Here is an 8,863-nt window from a genome sequence, read left to right on the forward strand (position 1 = left end):
CAGCGGCGATGTGCGTGTCGGCATCCGGGATGATTCGTAGCAGACAACCGTCGACTTGATTCGCGGCGACCACGATAGGAAACCACTCATGCCCACATCCGTAGAAGCCGTCCGCCCGATTGAGCTGGCCGAGATCCAGGAAGCACGCCAGCGCATAGTGCGAACCATCGTGCGCACGCCGCTGGTCCGACTCGAACTGGGGCCCGACTACCCCGACATCAGGCTAAAATTGGAGAACCTGCAGCCGATCAACGCCTACAAATTGCGTGGCGCAGCCAACGCGGTGGCGATGCTGCCGGAGTCCGAACGCAAGCGCGGCGTGTGGACGATCAGCGCCGGAAATGCTGGCCAGGGCGTCGCCTACGCGGCGCGGCAAGCCGGCGTGTCCTGCACGGTCGTGGTGATAGAGACGGCACCGACCGCGAAGATCGAACGCATGAAGGCACTCGGCGCAAGGCTCGCCCTGGTGCCGTACGAGGTCGCATGGAAAGCTCTCGCGGAGCGCGCATTTGCCGGCGTCGAAGGAACCTTCGTGCACCCATTCGACGATCACAACTTCATCGCCGGCCACGGCACGATGGGGCTGGAGATTCTGGAGGATGCGCCCGATACAATCGTCGTCATTGCGGCCATCGGCGGTGGCGGACTCGTCACCGGCGTTGGCAGCGCCATCAAGGCGCTGAAACCCGAGATCAAAATTTGGGGCGCGGAACCCGAAACGGCAGCGCCGGCTGCGAAGTCGTTCGCCGCAGGTTCTGCGCAAGTGTTTGCGGATTGGAAAGCGTCGTTTGTCGACGGCGCCGGCGGCCAAAGCGTGTTCCCGCGCATGTGGGAGCGCATGCGGCCGCTGCTGGATGGCGTCATCGTCGTTTCCCTCGAGCAGACCCGACAGGCGATGCGGCTGATGGCGGAAAAGGCGCGCGTGATAGCCGAAGGCGCGGGCGCACTACCGTTGGCAGCCGCGTTGACTGGCAAGGCCGGCCAAGGCCCGATCGTCGCGATCGTCTCCGGTGGAAATATCGATCTGAAGAAATTTTGTGAGATTCTGCAATCGACCTTTCCCAACCCATGCCCTTGACCAGGGGCTTTTGGTAAAGGCGGCGCAACGTGCTAAGTATCGATCGCGGCAGCCTCGATCTCGGTATGTAGAAGTCTTTTGCGCGCCGCCCAATGCGCCGATTCATCCATCGGCTCGATCGCGGTGAATTCGCCGGCCGCAAGGGTCGCGATCGGCATGCCGTCGCGATAGAGCACGCGTGCGCCGGCGAGGTTGGGCAGCTTCGCCCCAGCGACGATGTGGCCGACGAGGTTGAGCGGGTCTGAGCCGCAGACGCTGATCAGCGTACCGTCGCGAGGTTTCTGGCGGACAGCGCGCAGCGGCGCGATCGCCTCCGGCAGCGCGAATTGCTCGCCGGAAATTCCGGCGATGAACCGGCCGCCGCGGATTTCGCCGCACGCCTCAAGGCGATGGCAGACGCGCAGCAGTTCGCGCCACGGCGGCAGCCATTGTGCCTCGTGCGCGACCAGGCGCCAGCAGATCACGCCATAGCGCTTGAGCAGGGTGCGGGCGACCTGTTCGACAATTTCCACATCTATACCATGCGGCTTTTTTGACGCGACCGGCGTGGGAGCGGTACGGCGCAGCAGCGCCCAACGTCCGGCGTCGGCGATGCCGAGCAAGGCGGTACGGCGTCCGCGCCGGCGATGTGGCGAAGGGCGGCGCGACGACGGCACGAGCAACGCACGCAAGCCGGCGAAACTGTCGGAATTGATCATGCCCACCGCAACGAGTTCGGCAAGCGCATCTTCAAGCTCGGTGTGCAACAAGCGTGTGCTGCCGGCGAGTTCGTCGAAAAACGAAGCACCGTACTCACGCAGATGATCGGCCACTGCTTGCGCGCGCGAAGATAGCGACGGAGCAGCGTTTTGCGCGTTGTTGCCAAGCTGCGTCCATGCGCCGATATTGCGTCGCTGCAGCAGCACGATCGGTGTGGCGCGCACCGGGCCTGCGCTGGTGCGCGGACGCGCGGCATCCGCCTCATCCGGGCGAGTCGCAGGCGCGCGCAGGCGCGTCCACACGATGCGCCCGGCCAGACACAGATCGTCGAGCCAGGAAATTTCGTAGCCCGATACCCGCGCCGGAAGAATCTCGCTTTCCCAAGCGGCAGCGGGCGCCTCGAAACCTTCGAGCTGTGCGAGCACGCCCGCGAGCGCGTCGGGGCCGCTCACTTGCGCGCCCGGCGCGACGCGTTGCCACTCGAACAGGAAGCGCATGAAATCACGCGGCTCGACCGGCTCGATCTCACGGCGCAGACGCTTGACCGTGTAGCGATGGATGCGCGCGAGGAGGTGCCGCTCGCACCATTCGGTATCCTGTGCGCCGGGCGTGAAGCGGCCGCGCATCACGAAACCTTCGCTTTCCAGTTTGCTCAGCGCCAGGTCGATGTAGGCTGGCGGCAGATTCAACGAGGCGGCGATATCCGTTGCGCGAGCCGGGCCGAGGCCGGTCAGGCGCGCGCGCACGATATCGACGAGGGCGTCTTCATAGGTCCATTCGATTGCGCTGTATTCCTCGGGTGCGCTGATGGCAGGTTCGCAATGATGCTCGGGGAAAATCGCCGCAAATTGCGGAAGACGTTCGGCAGGAATGCAGATGCTTTTCCCTTCTCCCACTGGGAGGAGGTGGCGAAAAGCGCCGGATGAGGTCGAAGCCGCGACAGCGGCTGAGGGGAAGACAGGATGTCGACCGGAGGTGAACTCTAGGGATGGATTGTAATCTGACGCCGGACCCTCACCCGTCGCGCTGCGCGCGCCGACCTCTCCCGAGGGGAGAGGCGAAAGCTGGAATCGCGTCGTACGCCGCTGTGCAATCAACTGATCGAGCATTTGCCGCCACGACGGATTGGCTCGCATTTCTGCGTCTGTGACAAACCCAAGCCCCATCAAGGCCTCATGCAACTCATCGGCGTTGCGCGCCTCGGGCCAGGCTTCCTCGCGCACGCCGTCGATCGCTTCGATATCGAGCTTGCCGAAATCGTCGGTGCTTTCGATATCGCCCCAGCGCCGGCTCTGCACGGCCTGGGTACGGCGTTCCTCGAGCGGTGCGTCGTCGAGGAAAGCATATGGCCGCGCATTGAGAATTTCGGCGGCGAGCGGCGAGGGCGCGGTCAGATCGCGCGCAACAATGTGGATTTCTCCACTTTCCAGCATTTTCAGCAAATGCAGCAGACCGTCGATGTCCATGGCCTGATGCAGACAATCGTGCAGGGTTTGCGCGACCAGCGGGTGCTCGGGAATCTGGCGTTCGCCGACGATGTTTTCCTGACAGGCGACCTGATCGGGAAACACGGTCGCCAGCAGGTCTTCGGACTTCATGCGCTGCAGCTGCGGCGGTACCTTGGCGCCGCCGACGAAGCGCGGCAGCGCGAGCGACGTGACCGCGTTCCAGCGCCAGCGCAGACCGAACATCGGCGCGTCGAGCAGGGCCTGGATCAGCACCTGCTCGGCGCTGTTCGAATGCAGGTAGCGCGCAACGTCGTCGAGCGGAAAGCTGTGGCTGGTCGACAGCGACAGCACGATCGCATCCTCGGTCGCCGCCGCCTGCAATTCAAAATTGAAGGTGCGGCAGAAGCGCTTGCGCAGGGCCAGGCCCCAGGCGCGATTCAGGCGGCTGCCGAACGGCGAGTGGATCACCAGCTGGGTGCCGCCGGATTCGTCGAAGAAGCGTTCCATCGCCAATTGCTTCTGCGTTGGCAGCAGGCCGAGCGCAGCCTTGGTCGCGCCAAGATAGTCGACGATCTGGCGCGCCGCGGATTCGTTCAGGCCCACTTTCTCGCGCAACCACACCTCCGCGGCGATGGAATCGGGTTCGAGCAGCAAGGACAATTCCTCGCGCAAACGCGAAACCGCAAACGACAACTCGTCGCTGCGTCCCGGCGCCTCGCCGAGCCAGAATGGAATCGTCGGCGGCAGGCCCTGCGCATCCTCGACGCGCAACTTGCCGCGCTCGACGCGCAGCACGCGATAGGCGGTGTTGCCGAGTTGGAAAATATCACCGGCCATGCTCTCGACCGCGAAGTCCTCGTGCACCGTGCCGATTTTCTGCGCCGCAGGTTCGAGCACGACCTCGTAGTCGGCCGTATCGGGAATCGCGCCGCCCGAGGTGATCGCGGTCAGGCGTGCACCGCGCCGCGCGCGCAACAGGCCATTGACCGCATCGCGATGGAGATACGCCGAACGCGGTCCACGCCGCGTTGCGTAGCCATCGGCAAGCATGCGCAGGATTTCGCGGAAGGTATCGGCAGAGAGATTCGCGAATGGTTCCGCGCGCCGGATCAACTCAAACAACTCGGACTCGTTCCACTCGCGGCAAGCGACTTCGGCGACGATCTGCTGCGCGAGTACATCGAGTGCGTCGCGCTCGACGTGCAGCGTGTCGAGTTCGCCGCGCCGCACTGCGTCGAGCAAGGCGGCGCATTCGACCAGGTCGTCGCGCGACAGCGGAAACAGACGACCCTTCGGTAGGCCGTCGACCGAATGGTTTGCGCGTCCGACACGTTGCAGGAAAGTGGAGATCGAACGCGGCGAGGCGATCTGGCACACCAGATCCACATCGCCGATATCGATACCGAGTTCGAGCGACGCGGTTGCAACCAGCGCGCGCAGTTCGCCGCGCTTGAGACGTTGCTCGGCGGCGAGACGCTGCTCGCGCGCGAGGCTGCCATGGTGCGAGGTCACCGCGTCCTTGCCGAGTAGTTCGGACAGATGCCGCGCCAGACGCTCGGCCATGCGCCGCGTGTTGACGAAGATCAGCGTGGTGCGATGCTGCTGGATCAGCTCGGCCAGACGCGCGTAGACCAGCTGCCAGACATCGCCGGACATGACTGCCGACAACGGCGCGGGGGGCAGTTCGAGAGCCAGATCGCGCGCGCGCGCATAACCGACGTCGATGATGTCGCAGTGGTTGTCGAGAGCGCCCCCTTCCGGCTGCCGCCACCTTCCCCCGCTGCGCAGGGGAAGGATTCCGAGATGCGATGTTTCTGCTTTTTCCTTCCCCTGCGTAGCGGGGGAAGGTGCCCGGGGGGCGGAAGGGGGAAAGTTTTGCGAATGCTCGTCGGAAATGGACGACTTACCCACCAAAAATTTCGCGACTTCGCCGATCGGTTTCTGCGTCGCCGACAACCCGATTCGCGTCAAGCGCCGCCCGGACAGTGCTTCGAGGCGTTCCAGCGACAGCGCCAGATGCGCGCCGCGCTTCGACGGCGCCAGCGCGTGGATCTCGTCGACGATGACGGTGCGCGTGGTGGCGAGCATCGCGCGACCGGATTCCGAGCCGAGCAGGATGTAGAGCGACTCCGGCGTGGTCACCACGATATGCGGCGGACGTTTGCGCATCTGCGTACGCTCGGCCTGCGGCGTGTCGCCGGTACGCACGAAGGTGCGGATTTCCACATCGGGCAAATTATACTTTTCCAATTGTGCGCGAATGCCTTCGAGCGGCACTTGCAGGTTGATGCGCACATCGTTCGACAGCGCCTTGAGCGGCGAAACGTAGACCACCGCCGTTTCGTCGGTCAGCGTGCCTTCGACGCCGCGGCGCACGAGATCGTCGATCGCCGCCATGAAGGCGGCGAGGGTCTTGCCCGAACCAGTCGGCGCGGCGATCAGCACATTCCGGCCTGACTGGATCGCCGGCCAGGCGCGTGTCTGCGCAGGCGTGGGCGCAGGAAAAGTCTCGCGGAACCACGCGGCTACGGCAGGATGGAAATATTCAAGCGGCATGGATTGATCTTGTGCTTCGACGGGCGCGGTGTCTCGATGGTTCGCGACTGCCGTCTCGGAGAGTGAGATTAAGCCTTGGTGCCCGAAAATCAATCGCCTTTCAGAGTTTGATGCGCGACCGGCTCAGGAGCAATCTGCGCCGCTCACCGGTCACCTCGCCTCATCCTCCCGCTGTCTTGCGATTCAACCCCTCGATCCAGCGATACAGCGCAAGCATGGCAACCACGAATGCGATGCCGCCAATCCACAACGCGGCATTGTTGGCGAAGGCATCGCCGACCAGCGCGAGCGGAAAGTCCTTGCCCGAGAACGCGACGATGGCCGCGATCAACACGCCGACCAGGCCTTCGCCGACGATCATGCCCGACGCAAGCAGCACGCCGAGTTGCTTGGTCGCTTCGGGCTTTGCCGTGCGCTCCGCGCGCCGGTCGTAGTACGCACCGGCGATCGCGCCGACCACGACCATCAAGGTCGCCGCCGTCGGCAAATAGATTCCGAGACCCACCGCAAGCGGCGAGCAATGCGCCGACTTCGTCCCTCGCCGCAACACGATATCGAGCAGGATCAGACCCGCGCCGATTGCGCCGCCGATTTCGATCAGGCTCCAGTCGATATTGTTCTGGATCACGCCTTGTGCGAGCGCCGAGATCAACCCTGCCTGCGGTGCAGCGAGCGCACGCCCAGGCACGGCGCCCGGTGCGCCAGTGAAACCGTAAGCATGATTGAGCAGGTCGAGAATCGGTGGAATCACCGCCGCACCTGCGATGACGCCGACGATGAGCGCCCACTGCTGCTTGGCCGGCGTGGCATCGACAAGTTGACCGGTCTTCAGGTCCTGCAGGTTGTTGTTGGCGATCGCCGCGACGGTGAACACCACGGCAGTCACGAACAGCGCGAATGCGACCAGCCCGTTCTCATGACCGGGCGCGAGCATCGGTTTCACGCCGAACACCAACAACAATGCCGCGCCGATCACCACAAGAATGCCGATGCCGGACAGCGGGCTGTTCGAAGAACCGATCAGTCCGGCCATGTAGCCGCACACGGCCGAGACGAAGAAGCTCATCACCACGCAATAAATCAGGCCGCCAATGATCAGCAGCCACAGGTGATCGCCAAGACCGCTGGCAATGGCGAAATGGCCAAGCAGGGCCGCGATCGGCACGAAGCAGATCAGCGACATCACGCCGACCAGGCCGATCGGAATATCCTGTTCGACGCGCGGCAGCGCCGCGCCCTGTCCGGCCTTGCGCACACGCGAGGCAGCCATCGCCGAGGCGAGACCGCTGGCCACGGGTTTGACCAGTTTGAGCAGCGTCCAGATCGCGGCGACACCGATCGTGCCGGCGCCGACAAAGCGCACTTGATGACTCCAGGTTGCCTGCGCGATCTGCGCTGCGTCGCCCGCGGTCGCAGCCAGCGCTGAGTAATGCGGCACGCCCCAGATCCAGCCGATCGCCGCACCAAGCAGCATCGCAACGCCGACCCAAAGTCCGACCAGATGGCCGACCGCGAACAGCGCCATCGACAGATTGAAATCGAAACCGCTTACCGATCCTTTCTCGCCACCGAAGCGGAAGTACTGCGCGACGTCGCTGGTGAATATGCGCGTCGCGACGATTACCGCAAAGCTGGCTGCGACGATCGCGCCCCAGATCACCGCAAGCAAACCGGCGCGACTCTCGTCGATGCCCGACTGGGTTGCGCCTTCACCGGGGCTGCCGACGCGCAGCACTTCGGCGCAGGCCACACCCTCGGGATATGGCAGATCGGAATTGGTCACCAGCGCGCGACGCAGCGGAATCGAATACATCACGCCGAGGATGCCGCCGAGCGCGCAGATCAGGAACGATTCCCAATACGGAAAGCCGGTCCACCAGCCGATCATCACCAGGCCGGGCAGCACGAAGATGATCGACGATAAAGTGCCGGCGGCCGACGCGACCGTCTGCACGATATTGTTTTCCTGAATCGTCGAATCCTTGAAGCCGCGCAGCAGCGCCATCGAAATGACCGCGGCGGGAATCGAGGTGGCGAAGGTCAAGCCGGCCTTGAGACCGAAGAACACATTCGCCGCGGTGAACAGGAGCGTAATGATGACGCCGAGCACGAGGCTGCGTATGGTCAGTTCGGTGCGCGGTTCCGCAGCGGACTTTGATGTACTGGTCACAAGGTTCCCCTTCTCTTTCGGATGAGCGCCAAACGCCAAGTATTGCAAACATTGCGACGTTGCGGCTGGCCGTTTTTTTGCCGGCCACCTTGCTTCCATGAACGGGAATCCGATCGGGCGCCTGGGCTGCCCGAAATGAACGCGTTGGGGGCGTGCCGTTGCAAAATCTGTGCTCGCCGGCACGAATCCGTTTCTTGAAGCAGTTACAGTGTAGGTGGCGTACGAGCCCCGTCACGCTGGGTTTCGTTTGGAATAATGAATTTAAACAATATGTTATGACATCAATGCTTTATTGAGCGTCAGAGCCTGACTCGATTGTGAACGATTCGGGCCAGGGGTAGAGCGCAGCTCCGGGTTTTGCTAGAATAGCGGAGTTCGCGTTGCCGCTGACTAACGTTTTATTAACGAGTTGAGGGCATCCGACGGTGGAGTGATGATAATTTGCGTGCGCAATGGGGTTTAGCTCACGCCCGAAGAAAACCAAGCAATAGGAGACTCCGATGAAACGTAATACTTTGTTCGCTGTTATCGCCCTCGCCCTGGGCGGTGTCGGCGTAGTTGGAACGGCGCAAGCCCAGGATTTTGGTAGCTGGTACGTGGCACCGCGCCTCGGCGTCGTTGTTCCGGACAGCTCACGCACGACCAAAGTATCTGGCTTTGGCGGCATCGGCGCCGGTGTTTGGGTGAACCCGAACTTCGCCGTCGATTTCGAATACGGCCTCAACAATGCCGACTTCAAGAATTCTTCGCCGCGCGCTGGCCACCAATGGGAAAGCGCACAGCTCGATGTGGCCGGTCGCTGGTTTTTCGGCGACATCGGTGCCGGCTGGCGCCCGTATTTGGTCGGCGCGGTTGGCGCCGTGCGTCACAAGGCCTACTCGGGCTTTTTGCTTGAGCAAGACTTCCTGAGCA

General features: G+C 63.3%; 3 protein-coding genes and 1 pseudogene. 2 read left to right on the forward strand and 2 right to left on the reverse strand.

Annotated elements, in window-relative coordinates; translation table 11 throughout:
- Nucleotides 1-88: 88 nt before the first annotated feature.
- On the forward strand, nt 89-1,078 hold the full coding sequence (locus tag VIE67_RS10240; RefSeq protein WP_332025852.1) for a threonine ammonia-lyase: 990 nt from the start codon (nt 89-91) through the stop codon (nt 1,076-1,078).
- Nucleotides 1,079-1,110: 32 nt separating this feature from the next.
- Here VIE67_RS10240 and VIE67_RS10245 read toward each other — a convergent pair whose 3' ends face one another.
- Nucleotides 1,111-5,781, reverse strand: coding sequence for a DEAD/DEAH box helicase (locus VIE67_RS10245; RefSeq protein ID WP_332025854.1), 4,671 nt, complete (start codon nt 5,779-5,781; stop codon nt 1,111-1,113).
- 160 nt (nt 5,782-5,941) lie between these two features.
- Complete coding sequence (locus VIE67_RS10250; protein WP_332025856.1) at nt 5,942-7,951, reverse strand: OPT family oligopeptide transporter; 2,010 nt, start codon at nt 7,949-7,951, stop codon at nt 5,942-5,944.
- Nucleotides 7,952-8,451: 500 nt separating this feature from the next.
- Between VIE67_RS10250 and VIE67_RS10255 the strand changes: the two are divergent.
- Nucleotides 8,452-8,863, forward strand: a pseudogene (locus VIE67_RS10255) (hypothetical protein); the annotation flags it as partial.

Origin of the sequence: Rudaea sp. (genome assembly GCF_036560865.1) — a bacterium.
Taxonomy (GTDB): domain Bacteria; phylum Pseudomonadota; class Gammaproteobacteria; order Xanthomonadales; family Rhodanobacteraceae; genus Rudaea.